General features: G+C 57.0%; 17 protein-coding genes and 1 riboswitch. Of the genes, 6 read left to right on the top strand and 11 right to left on the bottom strand.

Annotated elements, in window-relative coordinates; translation table 11 throughout:
• Position 1: 1 nt before the first annotated feature.
• Positions 2-1,429, bottom strand: a complete 1,428-nt coding sequence (locus tag EL26_RS24685) for a polymorphic toxin type 15 domain-containing protein (protein ID WP_161780749.1) — start codon at positions 1,427-1,429, stop codon at positions 2-4.
• A 132-nt stretch (positions 1,430-1,561) separates the two neighbouring features.
• Here EL26_RS24685 and EL26_RS24690 point away from each other — a divergent pair, with 132 nt between their 5' ends.
• From EL26_RS24690 to EL26_RS17640, 3 genes are all read left to right on the top strand, one after another.
• Entirely contained in the window at positions 1,562-1,771 is a 210-nt protein-coding gene (locus tag EL26_RS24690) for a DUF1272 domain-containing protein (RefSeq protein WP_081857314.1), read from the top strand.
• Positions 1,772-1,923: 152 nt separating this feature from the next.
• Positions 1,924-3,393, top strand: a complete 1,470-nt coding sequence (locus EL26_RS17635) for a protein adenylyltransferase SelO (protein ID WP_238546145.1) — start codon at positions 1,924-1,926, stop codon at positions 3,391-3,393.
• A gap of 92 nt (positions 3,394-3,485) precedes the next feature.
• Positions 3,486-3,929, top strand: a complete 444-nt coding sequence (locus tag EL26_RS17640) for an SRPBCC family protein (RefSeq protein WP_038091915.1) — start codon at positions 3,486-3,488, stop codon at positions 3,927-3,929.
• Here the strand turns inward: EL26_RS17640 and EL26_RS25055 are convergent.
• Entirely contained in the window at positions 3,926-4,168 is a 243-nt protein-coding gene (locus EL26_RS25055) for a hypothetical protein (RefSeq protein WP_152559311.1), read from the bottom strand. The genes EL26_RS17640 and EL26_RS25055 overlap by 4 nt on opposite strands.
• Before the next feature lie 100 nt (positions 4,169-4,268).
• Positions 4,269-4,943, bottom strand: a complete 675-nt coding sequence (locus EL26_RS17645; RefSeq protein ID WP_081857308.1) for a GNAT family N-acetyltransferase — start codon at positions 4,941-4,943, stop codon at positions 4,269-4,271.
• A gap of 157 nt (positions 4,944-5,100) precedes the next feature.
• Here EL26_RS17645 and EL26_RS17650 point away from each other — a divergent pair, with 157 nt between their 5' ends.
• Together EL26_RS17650 and EL26_RS17655 are read left to right on the top strand one after the other, a co-directional pair.
• Positions 5,101-5,631: a Uma2 family endonuclease gene (locus EL26_RS17650; RefSeq protein ID WP_038091917.1), complete on the top strand. Its 531-nt coding sequence runs from the start codon at positions 5,101-5,103 to the stop codon at positions 5,629-5,631.
• Between the two features lie 86 nt (positions 5,632-5,717).
• Positions 5,718-7,790 carry a thioredoxin domain-containing protein gene (locus EL26_RS17655; RefSeq protein ID WP_038091919.1) on the top strand — a complete coding sequence of 691 codons (2,073 nt, stop codon included), beginning with the start codon at positions 5,718-5,720 and terminating at the stop codon, positions 7,788-7,790.
• 59 nt (positions 7,791-7,849) lie between these two features.
• On the opposite strand, the gene EL26_RS17660 is transcribed toward EL26_RS17655, so the two are convergent.
• The 3 genes from EL26_RS17660 to EL26_RS17670 all read right to left on the bottom strand — a co-directional run bounded on the left by EL26_RS17660 (position 7,850) and on the right by EL26_RS17670 (position 13,235).
• On the bottom strand, positions 7,850-9,826 hold the full coding sequence (locus EL26_RS17660; RefSeq protein WP_161780750.1) for a putative bifunctional diguanylate cyclase/phosphodiesterase: 1,977 nt from the start codon (positions 9,824-9,826) through the stop codon (positions 7,850-7,852).
• A gap of 206 nt (positions 9,827-10,032) precedes the next feature.
• Positions 10,033-11,862 carry an APC family permease gene (locus EL26_RS17665; protein ID WP_038091921.1) on the bottom strand — a complete coding sequence of 610 codons (1,830 nt, stop codon included), beginning with the start codon at positions 11,860-11,862 and terminating at the stop codon, positions 10,033-10,035.
• Between the two features lie 117 nt (positions 11,863-11,979).
• Positions 11,980-12,146: riboswitch (cyclic di-AMP (ydaO/yuaA leader) on the bottom strand.
• 99 nt (positions 12,147-12,245) lie between these two features.
• The gene (locus tag EL26_RS17670) at positions 12,246-13,235 is read right to left on the bottom strand and encodes an MraY family glycosyltransferase (protein ID WP_038091923.1); all 990 of its coding nucleotides are present in this window, start codon (positions 13,233-13,235) and stop codon (positions 12,246-12,248) included.
• A gap of 215 nt (positions 13,236-13,450) precedes the next feature.
• Here EL26_RS17670 and EL26_RS25575 point away from each other — a divergent pair, with 215 nt between their 5' ends.
• Positions 13,451-13,591 carry a hypothetical protein gene (locus tag EL26_RS25575; RefSeq protein WP_161780751.1) on the top strand — a complete coding sequence of 47 codons (141 nt, stop codon included), beginning with the start codon at positions 13,451-13,453 and terminating at the stop codon, positions 13,589-13,591.
• A gap of 110 nt (positions 13,592-13,701) precedes the next feature.
• On the opposite strand, the gene EL26_RS17675 is transcribed toward EL26_RS25575, so the two are convergent.
• The 5 genes from EL26_RS17675 to ligA form a co-directional block, all read right to left on the bottom strand.
• Complete coding sequence (locus EL26_RS17675; protein WP_038091925.1) at positions 13,702-13,959, bottom strand: IreB family regulatory phosphoprotein; 258 nt, start codon at positions 13,957-13,959, stop codon at positions 13,702-13,704.
• A gap of 23 nt (positions 13,960-13,982) precedes the next feature.
• The gene (murA, locus tag EL26_RS17680) at positions 13,983-15,257 is read right to left on the bottom strand and encodes a UDP-N-acetylglucosamine 1-carboxyvinyltransferase (RefSeq protein ID WP_038091927.1); all 1,275 of its coding nucleotides are present in this window, start codon (positions 15,255-15,257) and stop codon (positions 13,983-13,985) included.
• Between the two features lie 137 nt (positions 15,258-15,394).
• Positions 15,395-16,486, bottom strand: coding sequence for a YeiH family protein (locus EL26_RS17685; RefSeq protein ID WP_038091930.1), 1,092 nt, complete (start codon positions 16,484-16,486; stop codon positions 15,395-15,397).
• 92 nt (positions 16,487-16,578) lie between these two features.
• The gene (locus EL26_RS17690) at positions 16,579-17,118 is read right to left on the bottom strand and encodes a TlpA family protein disulfide reductase (RefSeq protein ID WP_052036533.1); all 540 of its coding nucleotides are present in this window, start codon (positions 17,116-17,118) and stop codon (positions 16,579-16,581) included.
• Positions 17,119-17,197: 79 nt separating this feature from the next.
• Positions 17,198-19,210 carry an NAD-dependent DNA ligase LigA gene (gene ligA, locus EL26_RS17695; protein WP_038092136.1) on the bottom strand — a complete coding sequence of 671 codons (2,013 nt, stop codon included), beginning with the start codon at positions 19,208-19,210 and terminating at the stop codon, positions 17,198-17,200.
• Positions 19,211-19,216: the final 6 nt, after the last annotated feature.

Genomic DNA, 19,216 nt, shown 5'->3' on the forward strand with positions numbered 1-19,216 from the left:
CTCAACCAAAATTGAATTTTATATTCAAAAACGTATTTTGTCGCTCAAACTCTGTCATGGTTTCAGCCATTTTCCGAACTTGTTCGTCTATTGTATCTATACGATATTTCCATTGCGATCCGATAGAGGAGTTTATCGCTTTATCGCCCATACCTCCAATATGTAATGGGTCCCCACCTGCAATTTGGTCTGGATTATGAAGTGCAGCTTGAGTATCCATCCATTCTGATGCTTGCTTTTCAGCTTCTGCTTTAGAGAGCCCTTGTCTTCTTAATTCACTCACTTTCTCTAAGTAGGCATTCTCTCTTGCAGCTTGCTGAGCAGAATTCCCTTCAAGAGCCCTTCCCTCTTTCAAGTACCGCTCTCTGTTCTTTAGATATTCATCAACAGTTAATCGATTCATGCCCTCTTCTTGATCTCGTAGTTGTCTTTGGAATTCTTCTGAATCATGTTTAGTATTTCGCTTAAAGTTCACTTCTATCTCTGAAATTCTAGAGACATCACTGGAATTTTCTCCTGAAGTTGAAGACTTAGCTTGAGTACTTCGCGCCTCCATAATCGCTTGATCTTGCTTCAGATTCGAGAACCCCTTCACCGCAGCTCCAGCTCCGTAGGCAGCCATCGCAAGACCTTCAACGGCGACGCCGGCACCAGCGACAGCCCCAACACCCGTCCAGGAGAGAAGCATTCCTCCAACCGCACCGCCTGCCGCAAGAAACAAACCCTCTACGGCTGCGACAACCCCTAGCCCCGTGGCGATAGTATCCCCCACGATTTTGCCTTCCATATACTCATCACTGCGGAGTTCCGCATGGTCATCCGCAAATAGATCCAATAATCCCCACGTTTCCGAAGAAGCAACCGAATAGACGACTCCGCCGACGAAATCCATCGCTTTTTCCCACCAGTGGCGTTCCTTTGGCGCGGAACTTGCCGTTGCGTGAGCGTGCACCGCCTGTACAAAAAGCGAATGGGGGATCGCCTCAATCTCACGAAACGCGCTCGCCGCTTTCTCATCCGCCGCTCGCGCCTCCATCTCCGCGGCATAATAGAGGTCATGCGCCCGCCTGCGAATATAGGCAGATTCATGCTCGTAGTTCGGGTCCGAAGAATTGAGATCTTGCAATTGCCATTCCGCCTGTTGCGCCTGTCGCCTCAAGTCTTGAATCTGGTCATTGCGGTTCGCAAGGTCTTGGAGTGCGCTCGCCGTTCGCTCCAACGCGCCCGCCAGTTTTTGCAGATCGGTCGCCATCTGCTCATGGACATAAGTAAAATTCTGCGCCGCTGTGCCTTTCCAATAGTGTAGGAAATTTTGCGCGGAACTGCTAGTACGACTTGCTTGCCCTCGTATTTCCGCAGCGCCCGATGAAAAAAGGTGCGCAACATAACGCAGGGTATAGGAGTCTGCTTGAAACACCGATTCGGTCACCCTTTTTTCACCTTTAAGCCTATTAAATGAGAAAACAATTGAAAAGTAGATTTGAATCGGAGCGCTTTTCTGTAATTGGAAATCGTAGTAAGATAGGAGCAACAACAGCAAACGGAAGGGGTTTGTGACTCTATGGCATTGGAAATGAGACAAGAATGCGAACGTTGCAACTCTGCACTTGATGACTATACTTCCGAGGCGTACATCTGCGTCTATGAATGCACGTTCTGCGCTCCTTGCACAGAGGGAATGCACCATCTGTGCCCGAATTGCGGAGGAGAGCTGGTAAAACGCCCGAAACGACAGATGAAGGAAGGCTTCTCGTGCCCCACCGCTTCCTAATGGAAAGAACGCGCTCGACTAGGAGCGCGTTTTTTCTGTTCCACCACAGACGGATGGCGGGCGGGGGATATTTCGCTTGAACAGTGGTACAATTAACCAGACTAGGCTTTTCAAACCTCATCGAATGGAATTGAGAAGGAGACCCGATGACTATGGGAACTGAACATAGAGAAGCAGGTTGGAATTTTGAAAACAGCTATGCCCGTTTGCCGGAGTCGTTTTTTACAAGTACGGAGCCGACTCCGGTTCGTGCGCCGAAGTTGGCGGTGCTGAATCAGCCGTTGGCGGCCTCTCTGGGGTTGGACGCGCAGGCGTTGCTGAGTGAAGAAGCCGTGCAGGTGTTTGCAGGCAACCGCGTTCCGGAAGGCGCTTCGCCGCTTGCCCAAGCCTATGCGGGACATCAATTCGGGCATTTCACGAAGCTCGGGGACGGTCGGGCTGTGTTGATCGGCGAGCAGATCACGCCGTCCGGCGGACGTTTCGATATCCAGCTCAAGGGCTCGGGCAGAACTCCCTACTCCCGCGGAGGCGACGGTCGAGCGGCGCTGGGGCCGATGCTGCGCGAATACATCATCAGCGAAGCCATGCACGCGCTCGGCATCCCGACCACCCGCAGCCTCGCCGTGGTGACGACCGGCGAGCGAATCGTGCGCGAAACGTACCTGCCCGGCGCGATTTTGACGCGTGTGGCGGCAAGTCATCTGCGCGTCGGCACCTTCCAATACGCCGCCAAATGGTGCAGCGTCGAGGAACTTCGCGCCCTTGCCGATACTGCGATTGACCGCCACTACCCCGATGTAACAAACGCAGAGAACCGCTATCTGGCGCTGCTTCAAGAAGTCCTCAAGCGTCAGGCGGCGTTGATTGCCAAGTGGCAGTTGGTCGGCTTCATCCACGGGGTGATGAACACCGACAACATGACGATCAGCGGCGAGACGATCGACTACGGCCCCTGCGCGTTCATGGATACGTTCGACCCCGCCACGGTGTTCAGTTCCATCGACGTGCAAGGCCGCTATGCGTACGGCAACCAGCCGTACATCGGCGGATGGAACTTGGCGCGGTTTGCGGAAACGCTGTTGCCGCTCCTGCACGAAGATGAGGAGAGGTCGGTCCAAATCGCGCAAGATGCAATCTCCGTCTACGGGGACGTGTACCGCGAACATTGGCTGACGGGCATGCGGGCGAAGTTGGGGCTGTTCCACGAGGAAGCAGAAGATGAAGCCCTGATGGAAACCCTGCTCTCTCTGATGAAGGAGCATCGCGCAGACTACACCAATACCTTCCGCGCGTTGACGTTCGATACGCGCGAGGGCTCCGAGATGTTTGGCACGCCGGAATTTGCAAAGTGGCACGAGCAATGGCAAGCGCGACTCGGTCGACAGCAGGAATCCAAGGAAGACGCGCACCAGTTGATGCGCAACAGCAACCCCGCCGTCATCCCGCGCAACCACCGAGTCGAAGAAGCGCTGGAAGCCGCCGTGGAGCATGGGGATCTCAGCGTGATGGAGAAACTGCTGGCCGTTCTCTCCGCGCCCTACGCCCACACCCCCGAACAAGCGGAGTACGCGGCGTTGCCGGAGCCTGCCTCCTCCCCGTACCGAACTTATTGCGGAACGTAAAAAACGCATGCAAACGAGACCGCCTTCTGCAAAAGCGGTCTTGTTTGCATGACACAATCGTTGTATGAAGTTGATAAAACGGAGGACTTTACATGGAACCGATTCGTAAGCCCGACCTTTCCGCAAGACCGTTTCAATTGACAGTGGAGCGCCAGATCGAGGCAGCGCCCGAAGTGCTTTTCCAAGCGTGGACAAAGCGCTTTGACAGCTGGTTTGCGGCACCCGGGAGCGTGATCATGCAGGGAGAAGTGAACACGCCGTTTTTCTTTGAGACGGCATTCGAGGACAAACGGCATCCGCATTACGGACGTTTTTTGAGAATTGAGCAAGACAGGATCGTGGAAATTACGTGGGTGACTCGCGGAACGAACGGGGCCGAAACCGTGGTGACGGTTGAGCTTGAACCGGCTGGCGACGGAACCCGACTGCGACTGACGCACGCCGGGTTTCCAGACGAGGAATCGAAGAACGCGCACGAACAGGCTTGGCCGTTGGTGCTGGAACAATTGGAGAAGTGGATGAGAGAACTTTCTTAACCCGCGGGTGCCCAACTTGCAACCAACACCTGCGATCCAACCCCAACGAGGCTGTCGAGAATCACTCGGCAGCCTCGTTGTTTTTTTTCCATCGCTTTTTCTAAATCAAATTCGACCTTTGTATGACCTCTTGAAAGCGAGAACGATACACGACCATATTGCCAAGGGATTTTCGGTTCTTCATTCACAGCCTCGCATTCAAAGAGATACTCCAACTCATATAATTCGGGTCCTATCAAAGGCGATCTCCCCTCGAATAAATTCGGAAGGAACTCAGGTGTATGTATCGAACAAGATGCTCAGTCAAAAGTCCTATTATGTCTTTCCAAACACAACATCCTACTCGAAATCGAGACGCATCACGACCCGGCGTGTGGTGGGTCTGGTTACTTCACGGAAAGCGGCTGCAACGAAAGCGTTGCGACTGCCGACATGGAGTTCACCCCAAGGGATCTCTTCTCCCGGCACCGTGAGCATCGGATACCCTTCGATGGCGCGGGCGCCTTGCTTTCGGGCGAAGTCCACGGCAGCTCGCGTAAGGGCGTAGGTGATCCCGCGCCGACGATAGCCCTTGCGTACAGCGAAGCACGTGATGGCCCAAACGCTTTGGTCGTTTTTGTCCTCGTTGCGTCCGTCCCACGAAACACGGCTTTTTCGTAGCGTTGGGTAGGCGGTTCGGGGCTCAACCGCACACCATCCGACCGGCTGGTCGTCCAGGTAGGCGACAAGTCCACTGGTTGTACTCGACTCCGGTTGCCCGCAGTTGCTCTCTGCGCGAAGCATGAAAGCGCGCTCGTCATCTTCTACATCACGCCACTTCGAAGCGGGGATTTTGAACCGCTGGCAGTAGCACTTTCCCCCGTGGCATCGAGACGAGCCGAGCACGGCGTCCAAGTCTTCCCATGATGCCTCGTTGGCAGGCTTGACCGTAATTTGAGTGTCCGTTGTTGACGTTTCCACAAACGCCTCGCTTGACTTCTGGAGTTCCGCTTTGGATTCTCTATTCGCAGTCATGTATCGACCCTCCAGACTTAATTTTAGACACAAAGTTTCGTGTCATATGTATTCGCCTAACGTCAGGCGTCTCCTCTTCAGAAGACTACCCCATGTCTTGAGGTGGTCAGCTATGATACAATAGGCACACAAACAACCGAACGAAAGGAGCAGTGCGATGGAGATTAAAGACTTGCAGCCCGAATCTGAGCGATGGGAACGGATTGACGGAGTGGTCTACGATCTGACACCGCCGCCATCCTCCGAGCACCAGAGCATTGTCGGCAACTTGTTCCGTGAAATAAGTGTCTATCTCAAGGGCAAACCGTGTAAAGCATTTCCTGCACCGTTTGGCGTATGGTTAGATGCCGAAGACAGCGGCAACTATGTAGAGCCTGACATTACAGTGATATGCGATCCGTCTAAGATCCACAAAAAGGGATGCCTAGGCGTTCCCGATCTGGTGGTCGAAGTGCTCTCTCCATCCACTGCTCTGATAGATAAACGAGTGAAGCTAAAACGATATCGGATTTCCGGTGTACGTGAATACTGGATCGTCGATCCTGTCTACCAAGTCGTTGAGGTTTTTCGATTGTCCGAAAATGTATTCAGCGAGCCACAGGTGTATGGCAAGGACGAAACGGTACGAGTCGGAATCTTCGAGGACTTGGAGATACAATTACTAGACGTATTCGAGACGAGCGAATAGGCTCGTCTTTTTTTGTGCGGGGATATTTTTCTTGTGCAGTGGTACAATTACCCAGTATGAGCACTTGAAGAACGAGGAGGTTCCCTATGTCCGCGAACCATTACGATAAACACCCCAACGCCCTCATCCACGAAAAATCCCCCTACCTGCAACAACACGCCTATAATCCAGTGCACTGGATGCCGTGGAGCGAAGTAGCCTTCTCAAAAGCCCAATCCGAACAAAAACCGATCTTCCTCTCCATCGGCTACTCCACCTGCCACTGGTGCCACGTCATGGAGCGCGAGTCCTTCGAAGACCCCGAAGTCGCCGAGCTCCTCAACGACCACTTCATCTCGATCAAAGTCGACCGCGAAGAACGCCCTGACATCGACCACATCTACATGGCGGTCTGTCAAGAACTCACCGGCCAAGGCGGTTGGCCGCTCACCATCTTGATGACCCCGGACAAAAAACCGTTCTACGCCGGAACCTACTTCCCCAAGCGCGCCAAGTGGGGACGGACGGGCCTCCTGGAAGTCCTGTCCCAAATCCGCGACATGTGGGCGAACGACCGCCAACGCATCCTCACGTCCAGCGACCAAATCACCGAGGCGATGCAACCCCACTTCCAGTCGCACAGCAAGGGCGAGCTCACCGAAGCGACGCTCCAACAAGCCCTCGACGAATTCACCAACAACTACGACGAACACCACGGCGGCTTCGGCGACGCGCCCAAATTCCCGACGCCGCACAACTTGGTGTTCCTGCTGCGCGAATCGAAACGCACCGGCAACCCGGACGCCAAGCGCATGGTCGAGCATACCCTCCAAGCCATGCACGCAGGCGGCCTCTACGACCACATCGGCTACGGATTCGCCCGCTACTCCACCGACGAATCCTGGCTCGTCCCGCACTTTGAAAAAATGCTCTACGACAACGCCCTGCTCGCTTTCGCCTACCTCGAAGCCTTCCAAGAAACCCGCAACCCGCTCTACGCCCGGGTCGCCGAAGAAGTCTTTCACTACGTCGAACGCGTCATGACCTCCCCCGAAGGCGGCTTCTACTCAGCCGTTGACGCCGACTCCGAAGGCGTGGAAGGCAAATTCTACGTCTGGACGCTCGACGAACTTCACTCCGTCCTCGACCCCGACGATGCCGATCTCTTCGCCGAAGTCTACGATGTCACCGTCAACGGAAACTTCGAGGGTGCCAGCATCCTCAACCTGACCCACAAAGACCTGAGCGAAATCGCCGTCGACCACGGCCTCACGCCGGAACAACTCGGAGAAAAACTCGCCACCCTGCGCGAGAAACTCTTCGCCGTCCGCGAACAACGCGTCCCCCCGCACAAGGACGACAAAATCCTCACCTCGTGGAACGGCCTGATGATCGCCGCGCTTGCCAAGGGAGCCGCCGTGCTGCAAGACCCGTACTACCTGCACCTCGCTCAGCGCGCCCTCGACATGATCGAAACCCGCTTGGTCGATGAACAGGGCCGCCTGCTCGCCCGCTACCGGGACGGCGAAGCAAACTTCCTCGGCTATCTGGACGACTACGCGTTCCTCGCGTGGGGCTTGCACGAACTCTACCACGCGTCCGGCGATCTGCAGTACTTGCACCGCGCCGGCGAGTTGATCGACGAAGCCCTCGCTCTCTTCTGGGACGACGACAACGGCGGCTTCTACTTCTACGGCTCCGATGCCGAGACGCTGATCGCCCGCCCCAAAGAAATCTACGACGGCGCGATTCCTTCCGGCAACTCCGTCATGGCGTACAACTTAATCCGCCACCTGCGCTTGACGGGACGCGAAAACCTCGAACCGTTCGTCGAACGCCAACTGCAAGCGTTCTCCGGGCAAGTCAACCACTACCCGGCAGGCTTCTCATTCCTCCTGCTCGCCCTGCAACTCGCCCTCGGCGCTTCCCAAAAACTTCTGCTTGCAGAAGGCGATGACGTGGACGCCTACGCCGAGATGGTCGCACACGTCCAACAAGCCTACTTGCCGTTCTCCGTCACGATCTACAAAGGCCGCGAGCAACACGAACACCTCGTCACGCTCGCTCCGGCCCACGCCGACAAATCACCCGTCGACGGCAAATCGGCGCTCTACATCTGCCAAAACTTCGCCTGCCAAGCGCCGTTGACGTTCGCGCAAATTCAAGACCGTCTCTCGTAACGCAAAAAAACAGCCTGACCCGAATCCCTACATGGAATCCGGCAGGCTGTTTTTTCCTATCATCCCATACTTTCCACTCTGGTCTTGTTGATAAAGTGGAGCAATTCTTCACACTTCTCCACCGGCAGCGGCGGCGAGAACAGATACCCTTGCATCTGGTCGCACCCGCGCTCCATGAGATACCCCAACTGCTCTTCCGTCTCCACACCCTCGGCGATGACGTTCAAATTCAAGCTGTGCGCCATCGCGATGACCGACGCGACAATCGACGCATCGTCTTCGTCGGTGGTGATGTCGCGCACAAACGAACGGTCGATCTTCAGCATGTGAATCGGGAAATGCTTCAAATAACTGAGCGACGAATACCCGGTGCCAAAATCGTCCAGCGAGATCTGAATTCCCAACTGCTTCAACCCGTGCATCGTCGAAATCGCCCGGTCGACGTTGTGCATCGTCGTGCTCTCCGTGATCTCCAAGTCCAAGCAATGCGGGTCCAACTCCGTCTCGCGGAGCACCCGCGCCACCGTGTCCACGAGGTCGTCACTCTGGAACTGCCGAGCGGACAAGTTCACCGCCGCCCGCAACTCCGGGAACACGCGCTGCCAACGCTTGATCTGCTCGCACGCCGTCTTCAGCACCCACTCGCCGATCGGCACGATCAAGCCGGTCTCTTCCGCCAGCGGAATGAAGTCCGCCGGAGACACCATCCCGCGCGTCGGATGCTGCCAGCGCACCAACGCTTCCAACCCGAACACGATGCCCGTCGCCGAATTGACTTGCGGCTGGTAGTACACGACAAACTCCCCGCGCTCCAACGCCTTGCGCATGTCATGCTCCAAACTCAAGCGGTCCATCACTTGCTTGTTCATCGCCGATTGGAACAACTGATAGTTGTTGCGGCCGTTCTCTTTCGCGCGGTACATCGCCGTATCCGCGTGGCGCACCAACTGCTCAGGCGTTGACGCGTCGTTTGGATACAGCGAAATCCCGATACTCGACGTGATGAACATCTCGTTGCCGTCCAAGACGAACGGTCGTTGCAACGTCTGCAACACTTGTTGCGCCGCCTCGACGACCACGTTCACATCGGCGACGTTCGGCAGCAACGCCGTAAATTCATCCCCGGAGATTCGGGAGAAAATCGTTTCCGTCTCCACCGACGACACCAGCCGCTCCGACACCGCTTGCAACAACCGGTCCCCGACGCTGTGCCCGTACGTGTCGTTGATCATCTTAAAGCGGTCCAAATCAAAAAACATCACCGCCAACATCTGGCCCTGCGTGCGCGCCCGCTCGATTTCCTGCGCCAACCGCTGTTCAAACAGCACGCGGTTCGGCAGATCGGTCAACACGTCGTAGAACGCCATCTTGCGCACGCGCTCGTCCGCCGATTTCTGCTCCGTGATGTCCTTGCCGATCCCGTACACGCCGACTGTGTTGCCGTTGACATACATCGGAACGAACTTAACCAAGAAATCGGTTGGCCCGCCGCTCTTGTTTTGCACACGGCACTCAAACTCCGTCGCCTCTCCGCGCACCGCTTGGAAAAAGCTCTGTTTGACCAACGCCACATCTTCTTCCACGATCAGGTCCTCGACCGTCAAGTTCTGAAGCGCCTCCAAGCTGTAGCCCATTACTCTCTCGCACGCCGGGTTCGACGTGAGAAAGTTCCCCGCCAAGTCCATCGTGTACACCGCGTCTTGGTTTTGTTCAAACAGCGATCGGTAGAGCTGTTCTTTGTCCTTGAGATTCTGTTCCGTCCCGCGCCGATCCGCCAAAATCTTCACAATATAAAAAACCGCAACGGTCGTGATCACACTGTCAAGCAGCCAATATGCATCGGTTGAACTGCCTGTCCAAGACCATGCGTCTTGAAGATACCAGAACAACAGCAAATAAAACTGATAGATCACCACCGACCCAACCGCCGTCGCCACCGTTCCCAATCGCCAATCGCGGAACCGGCGGACAGCGCCGATCGTCCAACCTGTCGCTACGCATCTTATTAGAATAGATAGAATATAAGTCAGACTCATGCAGCCAACCTCCTCCCCATAAGGATCAATGGCAAATGGCATACGTACACAAAGTTCGTTTGCATACCCTTTCGACGCCCTTCTTGTCGATTCCTGTCTACTCGAACAATTCTTTCTTGCGATACCACTACCATTCATCCGTTGCGTCCAAAGAAAAAGGACGTCCCCGCTCACCCGGCGGAAACGTCTCTTTTTAGAAGAAAGCATTAGTGTTTCAAGCGGTACGGCACCGAGATGACGATGATGTCCCGGCTGTGCAACGCCCACGCTTTGATCAGCAGCGAGGTCTGGTTGTGCAAGATGCGGTGCCACCATCTGCGCGTGATGAACTCCGGCACGAGCAACGTGACGAAATCGCCCTCGGACACCCGCGCTTCCGCCGAGTCGATGAAGCGGAACAGCGGGCGCAAGATCGAGCGGTACTGCGAACGGATCGAGACCAGCCGGACGCCGGGGTTCCAACGCCGCCACTTCTCTTCAAAAGCGTGGATCGTCTCAAAGTCGAAGCCGATGTACACGCAGATGATGTTCTCCGGCCGGGTCAGCGACTTCGCGTAGGAAAGCGATTCGTTGACCACTTGCGAAATCGAGGAGACGGGGATGATCACCAAGTTGCCGCTCTGTTGCGGGTGCACGCGTTCGATGTCCACCCGCAGCTCCGACGCGATCGCCTGATAGTGACGGTGAATCATCAAGAAGCAGAAGATGATCACCGGCAAGATCAGCAGCACCACCCACGCGCCCTCGTCAAACTTCGTCACGGCAAAAATCACGAGGACGACCAGCGACACCACCGCGCCGATACCGTTGATCAGCGCTTTGCCCTGCCACCCTCTGTCGCGCAATCGGAACCAGCGGCGCACCATCCCGGTCTGCGAAAGCGTAAACGACAGGAACACGCCGATCGCATACAGCGGAATCAACGCGTCCGTATTGCCGCCGAACGCGACGATCAACACGATCGCCGCCACCGACAGCGCGATGATACCGATCGAATAGCCCAACCGGTCTCCGCGCAACGTAAACTGGCGCGGCATGTAGCCGTCTCGCGCCATCAACGCCGCCAAAAGCGGGAACCCGGTAAACGACGTGTTCGCCGCCAAGACGAGGATCAGCGCGGTCGTGCCTTGGATGTAGTAATACATGCCCCCGCGTCCGAAGACCTGTTCCGCCACTTGCGAGAGGACGGTGGCGTTCGGGTGCGGGGCGATGTGATACAGATACGAAAGCAGCGACGTGCCGCTGAACAGCACCGCCAAGAGGATGCCGAGAATCCCCAGCGTGTTGGCGGCGTTTTTGCTTTCCGGGGCGCGGAAGTTCGGCGTGGCGTTGGAGATCGCTTCCACACCGGTCAGCGCCGAGCAACCGGAGGAGAACGCTTGGAGAATCACAAACCACGTGATGCCGGATATCGCCAGATCGTGCGGGCGCGAGAGGTCGAAGTTGACGTGACCGCTGCGAAGCGAGAACAGCCCCGCTCCGATCAACACCAACAAGCCGAGGATAAACGCATACGTCGGATAGGAAAACACGGTCGCCGACTCCGTGACGCCGCGCAAGTTCAACACCATGATGACGAGCACCAAAAGCACCGCGATCAACACTTTGTGCTCCAACAGCGCCGGAAACGCCGATGTAATCGCCGCCACCCCCGCCGTGACGGAAACCGCCACCGTGAGCGTGTAGTCCACCAACAGCGACGCGCCTGCGATCAGCGCGAATTTGTCGCCGAGCTGGTCCTTGGAGACGACATACGCCCCGCCGCCGCCGGGGTACGCGTGGATGATCTGGCGGTACGAGAGAATCAACGTCGTGAGCAGCAAGACGATCGCCAGCGAGATCGGGAGCGAAACCCACATCGCCGACGCGCTGACCGCCACGAGGACGCCGAGGATCGCCTCCGTCCCGTACGCGACCGACGAGAGCGCGTCCGACGAGAGGATCGGCAGCGCCTTCCACTTCGGGAGCCGCTCGTGATCCAATTGCGACGTCTTCATCGGACGTCCGATCAAAAACCGTTTCAATTCGCGAATCATGAAACCACCTTTTCTCATCAAGAAATTCATCAAGAATCAAAAAGACAGGGGGTTTGCTCCAGTCCCACGCTTCCTTATGAAAACGCAAAAAAGACCTCCACAAACAGAAGGTCCCGGACCTTCCCTGCTTTAGCCGACGAAGTTAGCTGACGGGTAGGATGGCAGAGAAGCTGACTTCACTCATCCCTCCCGCGCGGTCATGCACAAACGCAAGACGCGCAGGATTAACCCCACTTGATTGGGTCCTCCGTATCCGATTTCTCGAATTTAGGCCGTGATTCAATTGAGTTGTGCTAATCATACTCCCGACCCAAGCTTCTTGACAAGAGAGATTTTGCATGCAGAAAAAAACTCCTCTCGCAACGGGGCGGGAGGAGTTCGGTTCACTTGTTCACGAGCAAAATCACGATGGACGCCAGCGAGAAGCAGATGCCGAGCAAGTACATAAACGAGACGGTCTGCACTTGGCTCATCCCGCTCTTCATCAGCGTATGGAACGTGTGCGACTTATCCGCCGTGTAGATCGGACGCTTCTCTTTGATCCGGCGGGTGATGACGAAGATCGTGTCAAAAATCGGCACGCCCAGCGCCAGCACCGGCACGATCACCGACACGAACGTCGCCGACTTAAACGCGCCGTCCACCGCGACGGCGGCGAGCGTAAAGCCGAGGAACGTCGCTCCGGCGTCGCCCATGAAGATGCGGGCCGGATGGAAGTTGTAGCGCAGGAACGACAGGCACGCGCCGATCAGCGCAACCGCGTAAAACGCCACGTCGTTGTTCGAGGTGAGCAGCGAGACGAACACCAGCGTCGTCGCCGAGATCGACGCGATGCCGGCTGCGAGGCCGTCCACGCCGTCGAGGAAGTTCAGCATGTTGGTGATCGCGACGATCCAGATGATCGTCACCACCCACGACAGCCACTCCATGCCGTGATCGGCAAACGAGAAGTACGGTTGCTCAATCCACGGGATCGTGATCGAAGAAACCTTCACGCCGAACTTGATCAGCACGCATGCCGCCAAGATCTGCGTCAAAAACTTCGGCCAAGCCGGGAAGTCCTTGCCCTGGGTCTTGTAGTAGTCGTCCACCAGACCGATCAAGAACAGCAACCCGCCGCCGATGATGATGCCAAAATACCGGCCGTTAAAAGTCCCATAATACGCTTCCGCCGCCGTGATCGTGATCAGGAACCCGATGAAGATTCCCGCCCCGCCCAGCACCGGAATCGGTTCTTTGTGAAGCTTGCGCGGATTCGGCATGTCGACGAATCCGGTTTTCATCGCCACTTTGCGCAAGACGGGCATCATCAGAAGCACCAGCACAAACGAGACGACTAAGGTCAAGGTCAGTCCTTGTGTCAGGGATTGCATGTTGAGTTCGTACGCCTCCCTCTGCGCCACAGCGGTTGCTTTCCCGTAGTGTGCGCAAATCTGCCAAAAAACAATCGTTGTTATTATACCATACGTGTCGAGTCCGTGGACAATTTTATGACGGTGCAAAAAGTCAGGTTCTAGCATGTCCCGCGCGTTCATAGAATCTAGCAACCACAACAAATTTGACAGTTTCCAAAGGAGGACCTCCCCTAATGAGCACGCTCGTACTGATTCACATCGTCGCGATCCCCCTCGTCTTCATGCTCGGCCGCATGTCGAACAAGGTTGCCTTTCTGCGCGTCAAAGCCCAACGCGGCGCATCGGTCCAAGAGTTCCTGCGCACCCGCGACTAGTTTTCTCAAATTCTCCAGAAAAAAAATCCCATCTCCTTCTCTGACGTGGAGTACAAGTTGTATAAAAAAAGACGCGACCGATGAGGTCGCGTCTTTTCTATTGCCGGCTCTTACTGGCCTTTGAGTTTCAGGTAATCGTTCAAAATCTGCTCCACAGCGAGCAGGCGGTCCATCTTCGCCATCGTCGCGCGGGCGCCGCCGGACGAAGTGATGTAGTTGGATTCGCCGGTGACGATGAAGCCTGCCAATTGGCGGGCCGGGTCGTATCCCTGTTCGCGCAGTGCGGGCACGACGGTCGAGAGAATTTCATTTAAGAGGTCGTTTTGTTCATCGGGGCGGAAAATCATCGTCTTGTCGAGGTTGGACATGTGGGGGTCCCTCCTTTGTTTGTTCAAGACTGGACGCGTTCGATCTCGGCGCCGAGGCTTTTAAACTTCTCCACCGGGTTTTCGTAGCCGCGGTCGAGGTATTGCAGTCCTTCGATGTTCGTCGAGCCGTTTGCGGCAAGACCTGCCACGATCAGAGCGCCGGCGGCGCGCAAGTCGCTTGCCAGCACGCGGGCTCCCGTCAGCGATTCCACACCGTTGATGATCGCGGTGTCGCCGCTGATCTTGATGTCGGCTCCCATGCGGGTCAGCTCTTGGGTAAAGCCAAAGCGGGCGTCAAACACGGTCTCCTTCACGTACGAAATGCCTTTCGCCGTGGTCAAGAGCGTCAACATAGCCGGCTGCAAATCGGTCGCAAATCCCGGATAGGCAAACGTGATGACGTTGGTGGCACGCAATTCACGGTTCGTCGCGTCCACGGTGATGCTGTCGCCTTCCATCGTGATGCCGCATCCCATATCAAACAGGAGCGACGGAAGACCGGCGAGCGTCTGCGGCGCGATGTTCGAAACGGTCACTTTGCCGCGCGTGATCGCGCCGGCGCAGAGGTAGGTTCCCGATTCGATGCGGTCGCCCATGACGGAATAGCGCACGCCCTTGAGGCTTTCCACGCCTTCGATCGTGATGATGTCCGTGCCGACGCCGCGGATGCGGGCGCCCGCTTTGTTCAAGAACATCACCAAGTCGACGATTTCCGGTTCACGCGCCGCGTTGTAGATCATCGTCGTGCCTTCCGCGAGCGCGGCTGCCGAAATCGCGGCGTTGGTGCCGCCGACCGTCGCGCCGTAGCGGGTGCCGAGGAACATCGCCGAACCCTTGAGGCGGCCGTTCTCCGCTTCGGCGGTGACCGCGCCGTCCGTCATCGTGACGTTTGCGCCGAGTGCGCGCATGGCTTTCAAATGCTGATCGACCGGACGCGCGCCGATGACGCAACCGCCCGGAAGCGGAATCATCGCTTTGCCGGACTTGGCGAGCAGCGGGCCGAGCACGGAGAACGACGCGCGCATCTTGCGCACGAGGTCTTCGGACACTTCGCTGTTCGTGATTCCGTCGTTTTGGATGCGCAGGGTGTTGCGGGCGATCCATTCGCACTTGAGGCCGGTTTCTTCTAAGATCTGCATCAGCGTGTTGACGTCGCTGAGTTCAGGTACGTTTTCTAGGATGGTTTCGCCGTCGCAGAGCAGGACGGCGCACATGATGGCGAGAACGGAGTTTTTACTCCCCGATGCCTGAATCTCGCCGTGAAGCGGTTGCCCGCCTTTCACACGAAGTAGCTCCATGTTGTACACCTCATCATTATCTTACTGGCTGGTAAGACACATTTTACCACAGTGGACATGAGAAAAACATGTTACGAACTACAGAGTTTCGTCACAGAATCGGGACAAATGGGGGTGGACCGAAAAAGTCCTGCTCCTCAGGGGAAGAGCAGGACTTTAACCGCGCCGTAACCGACGACGACCAGCAAGCACGAGAGCAACAGAGCGGCTTGAAACGCCCGTCCGCCGCCGCGCAGAGCGCGAATGTTCACTTGCAAGCCGAGGCCCGCCATGCCCATCGTGAGCAGAAAAAGCGACGTCTGAATGAGCGGCTGCGTCCACGACGCGGGCAACACCTGCCACGTGTGCAACGCGCCGACGATCAGGAAGCCGAGCACAAAGTACGGAATCGGAGCTTTGCCGGAACGTTTCTTCGCCGGGACAGCGGACTTCGCCGTTTCGTTGCGGTCGCCCGCGCTCGCCGTTGTGCTTGGAGCAACCGCCGCGTTGTGTTCGCGCGATTCCCGGCGGTTCGACCACCAGCCGACGAACATTGCAACCGGCGCCAGAAGCACGACGCGGGAGAGTTTCACGAGCAAGCCGTTGTCGAGGCTCTCCGCTCCGTGCGGGGTCGCAGCCGCGATCACATGCGCGATTTCATGCAGCGTCACACCGGAGAACGCTCCAAACGCTTCATTTGACAGTCCCAGCCACGGAAACAACAGCGTGTACAGCACGGTAAAAACCGTCCCGAGCACCGCCACGATCGCCACGCCGAGCACCGTCTGCTCTGAGCGGGCCTTGACTTGCACCGCGATGGCAACAGCCGCCGCCGCTCCGCAAATCGCCGTCCCCGCCGCGATGATGACCGCCAGTTTCTCGTCGATCCCAAAGCGCCGCGCAATCCAATAGCCGACGAGCATCGTGAGCGCCACCAACACGATCTCCGTCCCGAGCACGCGAATTCCAGCATGCCCGAGCGCGACGAGATCCAAACGCACACCGAGCAAGATGATCCCGGCGCGCAACAAGTATTTCGAAGCAAATGTATAACCGTCCGCAACGTTTGCGGTCGATGATTTCTGAGGAATTGCCGGTCCCCATGTTGAAAACGCCATGCCGAGCAAGATGGCGAGCACCATCGGCCCGATCATTCCGAGTTGCGGCAACAACGACAGTCCTTTGCCGATCAAAGCCAACATCGCGGTCAACGCGACGCCGCTCCACATGCGGATCGATCTGATTTTCATTGGGATTCGCCCCCGTTTCTGATGTCTTCATCATACTCCGGGAGACAGGCGGAAGAGAAATGACGCTTTATGATTCTGTCTATAAGTCGACCTTATGATTGCTGCAAGAGCTTCTGGAACATCGCTTCCGCTTGATCATGCGACAGTTGTCCGTCATGCCGCTCGACCACTTTGCCCGTTTGGTCGATCGTGATCGTCACGGGCAGGCCGAGGATGCCGTACTGCTTCTTCGCCGCTCCGTCCACATCGAGGACGCTCGGGAACGTCAGGCCGTTTTCCAGCATGAACTGCACGGCATGATCGCGGTCGTCGTCCGACGTGAGGTTGATGCCGAGCAACTGCACGTGGTCGGCGTACTTTTTGGACATCGCTTGCAAGTCGGGCATCTCCGTTTTGCACGGGCCGCACCACGACGCCCAGAAGTTCAGCACGACGCTCTTGCCCTTCATTTTGGAGAGCGTAAACGATTCGCCGCTCGAAGTGGCAAGCGTGAAGTCGGGCGCGGGCGAGCCCGCTTTGACGACAGTGTTCTGCTTGGGCGCGCTCGAATCCGAACCATCGGTCGAGCACCCCGCCGCCAGAAGAACCAAACACATACAGCAGAGAATCGAAAGAAACGCTCGAAAGCGCATGCCGAGAACCTCCAACACCTGGGTCTTACCGTACCAAACAGCCCGGCACGGAACCAGGCTGTTGGAGTACGGGACCGGTTTACTTGATTTTTTCCAAAAACTGCTCTTCCGTCAGCACTTCCACGCCCAATTCCCGCGCTTTGTCCAACTTGGAACCGGCTTCTTCGCCCGCGATGACGAAGTCGGTTTTCTTGGAGACGCTGCCCGTAACTTTCGCGCCAAGCGTTTCGAGCTTGGCTTTGGCGTCGTTGCGTCCCATCGTCTGCAACGTGCCGGTCAAAACGACCGTCTTGCCAAAAAACACACTGTCTTCCGCCGCTTCGGCGATCTCCGGCGCTTCAAAGTGCGGGGCGACGCCGGAAGCGAGCATCCGGTCGATGCTCTCGTTGATGCGCTCCGTCGCAAAAAACCCAACCACACTCTCCGCCACGATGTCACCGAAGCCCGGAATCGCCACCAACTGCTCAAACGTCGCGGCGCGAACCGCTTCAAGCGAGCCGAACGTTTCCGCCAAGTCGCGGCACATCCGCTGTCCGGTGTTCGGGATGCCAAGCGCGTTGAGGAACGCCGCCAAGTCGCAATTCTTGCTTTTTTCGATGGCGTTCAGGAGGTTCTCTGCTTTCTTCTGCCCGAAGCGCGGCAGGCTGAGCAGTTTTTCCAAGTTCAGCTTCTGCGGGTCGTACAGGTCGGCAGGGTCGTTGATGCCCAGCTCCTTGAACAACTGCTCCGCCGTCTTGATGGAGAACGTCTCGATGTCCATCCCGCCGCGGCTGGCAAAGTGCGACACGCGCTCGATGACTTGGGTGGCGCATCCGGTCACGTTCGGGCAGAAGAGATGCGCGCCCTTCTCCACCAGTTCGTGCCCGCAGCTCGGGCAGGTTTCCGGCTTTTCAATCGGCGAAGTTTCCAAGCTCTCGTCGTCGAGCTTGTACAGCACTTCCGGAATGACGTCGTTTGAACGGCGAATCGCCACCCGGCAGCCGATGTCCACGCCCTTGCGCTGGATGTCGCCCCAGTTGTTCAGCGTCGCGCGCTGCACGGTGACGCCGCCGATGTCGACCGGCTCCAACAGCGCGGTCGGCGTGATCTTGCCGGTGCGTCCCACGTCCCACACGACGCTGTGCAAGACCGTCGAATACTCTTCCGCTTCGAATTTAAAAGCGACCGCCCAGCGCGGGAACTTGTCGGTGAACCCGAGCACTTCGCGCGTGCGGATGTCGTTGATCTTCAACACCATGCCGTCGATCAAGTAGTCGAGTTGCGGGTGATCCTCGCGGTCGAAGCGCTCGATTTCCGCGATCAACTCGTCCAAGTCGGCAAACGGCTTGCTGTACGATCCCGCTTTGATCCGGTTCGCCCGCAGAAACGCCGTCATCTCTTCGTGCGTGTTGAAGTTCAGGTCGGCCGAATACCCGATGGCGTAGAAGTAGGCGTCGAGGTTGCGCTTCGCCGTCTCTTCCACGTTCTTCTGGCGAATCGCGCCGGACGCCGCGTTGCGGGCGTTTTTGAGCAGTTCGGCGCCCGTTTCGGTCGCTTTTTGGTTGTAGGCGCTCAGTTCGGAGAGCGGCATGATCACTTCGCCCTGCACTTCAAAAAGCCCTTGGTAGTCGATGGAGAGCGGAATCGAGCGAATCGTCTTGACCTGCGGCAACACCGATTCTCCGACGACACCGCGCCCGCGGGTCGCCGCTTGCACGAGTGCCCCGCCGTCATACGTCAAATTGATCGTCAGCCCGTCAAACTTCTGCTCCAACATGTAGGTCGGAGCGGGCAGCGGTTCCGCGTCCGGATTCTTAGTGTTGTAGTCGTCGATCAATTTGCGCACGCGCTTGTCCCACTCGCGCAAATCGTCCGCGCTCTGCGCTTTGTCCAAACTCCACAAGCGCGACAGATGCTTGTGCTCCACAAACGTATCGACAATCACGTCGCCGACTCGATGCGTCGGCGAATCCGGCAGCACGACGCCCGACTCCGCTTCCAAACGGCGCAGTTCGTCGTACAGCCGGTCATATTCCGCGTCTGTTACTTTGGGGTTGTCCAGCGTGTAGTAATGGTAGTCATAATCGTTCAGCAGGGCTACCAGTTCGCGCATTCTCTC

The organism is Tumebacillus flagellatus (assembly GCF_000714935.1).
Taxonomy (GTDB): Bacteria; Bacillota; Bacilli; order Tumebacillales; family Tumebacillaceae; genus Tumebacillus; species Tumebacillus flagellatus.

What these genes read in the sequence shown, in the direction of transcription:
- EL26_RS24690 (WP_081857314.1), top strand. Translation starts at nt 1,562, where the DNA reads ATGGCATTGGAAATGAGACAAGAATGCGAACGTTGCAACTCTGCACTT.
- EL26_RS17635 (WP_238546145.1), top strand. Translation starts at nt 1,924, where the DNA reads ATGGGAACTGAACATAGAGAAGCAGGTTGGAATTTTGAAAACAGCTAT.
- EL26_RS17640 (WP_038091915.1), top strand. Translation starts at nt 3,486, where the DNA reads ATGGAACCGATTCGTAAGCCCGACCTTTCCGCAAGACCGTTTCAATTG.
- EL26_RS17645 (WP_081857308.1), bottom strand. Translation starts at nt 4,943, where the DNA reads ATGACTGCGAATAGAGAATCCAAAGCGGAACTCCAGAAGTCAAGCGAG.
- EL26_RS17650 (WP_038091917.1), top strand. Translation starts at nt 5,101, where the DNA reads ATGGAGATTAAAGACTTGCAGCCCGAATCTGAGCGATGGGAACGGATT.
- EL26_RS17655 (WP_038091919.1), top strand. Translation starts at nt 5,718, where the DNA reads ATGTCCGCGAACCATTACGATAAACACCCCAACGCCCTCATCCACGAA.
- EL26_RS17660 (WP_161780750.1), bottom strand. Translation starts at nt 9,826, where the DNA reads ATGAGTCTGACTTATATTCTATCTATTCTAATAAGATGCGTAGCGACA.
- EL26_RS17665 (WP_038091921.1), bottom strand. Translation starts at nt 11,862, where the DNA reads ATGATTCGCGAATTGAAACGGTTTTTGATCGGACGTCCGATGAAGACG.
- EL26_RS17670 (WP_038091923.1), bottom strand. Translation starts at nt 13,235, where the DNA reads ATGCAATCCCTGACACAAGGACTGACCTTGACCTTAGTCGTCTCGTTT.
- EL26_RS25575 (WP_161780751.1), top strand. Translation starts at nt 13,451, where the DNA reads ATGAGCACGCTCGTACTGATTCACATCGTCGCGATCCCCCTCGTCTTC.
- EL26_RS17675 (WP_038091925.1), bottom strand. Translation starts at nt 13,959, where the DNA reads ATGTCCAACCTCGACAAGACGATGATTTTCCGCCCCGATGAACAAAAC.
- murA (WP_038091927.1), bottom strand. Translation starts at nt 15,257, where the DNA reads ATGGAGCTACTTCGTGTGAAAGGCGGGCAACCGCTTCACGGCGAGATT.
- EL26_RS17685 (WP_038091930.1), bottom strand. Translation starts at nt 16,486, where the DNA reads ATGAAAATCAGATCGATCCGCATGTGGAGCGGCGTCGCGTTGACCGCG.
- EL26_RS17690 (WP_052036533.1), bottom strand. Translation starts at nt 17,118, where the DNA reads ATGCGCTTTCGAGCGTTTCTTTCGATTCTCTGCTGTATGTGTTTGGTT.
- ligA (WP_038092136.1), bottom strand. Translation starts at nt 19,210, where the DNA reads ATGCGCGAACTGGTAGCCCTGCTGAACGATTATGACTACCATTACTAC.